The sequence below is a fragment of the Janthinobacterium saanense genome (assembly GCF_014200675.1).
Taxonomy (GTDB): Bacteria; Pseudomonadota; Gammaproteobacteria; order Burkholderiales; family Burkholderiaceae_D; genus Janthinobacterium.
The window spans coordinates 1-1395 of sequence record NZ_JACHCI010000044.1; the positions used below are offsets into that span (position 1 = coordinate 1).

The following is a 1395-nucleotide window of genomic DNA, read 5'->3' on the forward strand; positions in this document are numbered from 1 at the left end:
CTGAAGCAATCGGAAGTGGTTCCAAGAAAAGCCTCTAAGCTTCAGTCATACGAGACCGTACCGCAAACCGACACAGGTGGGCGAGATGAGTATTCTAAGGCGCTTGAGAGAACTCGGGAGAAGGAACTCGGCAAATTGGTACCGTAACTTCGGGAAAAGGTACGCCCCGGTAGCTTGGTCACTTTACTGTGATAGGGCGAAAGGGTTGCAATAAACTGGTGGCTGCGACTGTTTAATAAAAACACAGCACTCTGCAAACACGAAAGTGGACGTATAGGGTGTGACGCCTGCCCGGTGCTGGAAGATTAAATGATGGGGTGCAAGCTCTTGATTGAAGTCCCAGTAAACGGCGGCCGTAACTATAACGGTCCTAAGGTAGCGAAATTCCTTGTCGGGTAAGTTCCGACCTGCACGAATGGCGTAACGATGGCCACACTGTCTCCTCCCGAGACTCAGCGAAGTTGAAATGTTTGTGATGATGCAATCTACCCGCGGCTAGACGGAAAGACCCCATGAACCTTTACTGTAGCTTTGCATTGGACTTTGAACCAATCTGTGTAGGATAGGTGGGAGGCTTTGAAGCGGGGACGCTAGTTCTCGTGGAGCCAACCTTGAAATACCACCCTGGTTTGTTTGAGGTTCTAACCTTGGTCCGTTATCCGGATCGGGGACAGTGCATGGTAGGCAGTTTGACTGGGGCGGTCTCCTCCTAAAGTGTAACGGAGGAGTTCGAAGGTACGCTAGATACGGTCGGACATCGTGTTGATAGTGCAATGGCATAAGCGTGCTTAACTGCGAGACTGACAAGTCGAGCAGGTACGAAAGTAGGACATAGTGATCCGGTGGTTCTGTATGGAAGGGCCATCGCTCAACGGATAAAAGGTACTCTGGGGATAACAGGCTGATTCCTCCCAAGAGTTCATATCGACGGGGGAGTTTGGCACCTCGATGTCGGCTCATCACATCCTGGGGCTGTAGCCGGTCCCAAGGGTATGGCTGTTCGCCATTTAAAGTGGTACGTGAGCTGGGTTTAAAACGTCGTGAGACAGTTTGGTCCCTATCTGCCGTGGGCGTTGGAAATTTGAAGGGGGCTGCTCCTAGTACGAGAGGACCGGAGTGGACGAACCTCTGGTGTACCGGTTGTCACGCCAGTGGCATTGCCGGGTAGCTAAGTTCGGAAGAGATAACCGCTGAAAGCATCTAAGCGGGAAACTTGCCTTGAGATGAGATTTCCCAGAGCCTTGAGCTCTTTGAAGGGTCGTTCGAGACCAGGACGTTGATAGGCTGGGTGTGGAAGTGCAGTAATGCATTAAGCTAACCAGTACTAATTGCCCGTACGGCTTGTCCCTATAACCTTAGCAGGTACAGAGGATAAGACGGTACAACGTTGCGTGT

Annotated in this window: 1 rRNA gene; it reads left to right on the plus strand. The window is 51.4% G+C overall.

Annotated features, from left to right (window positions below):
* Nucleotides 1-1349 (plus strand): 23S ribosomal RNA (locus HDE72_RS27635); the annotation flags it as partial.
* Between the last annotated feature and the right edge of the window lie 46 nt (nucleotides 1350-1395).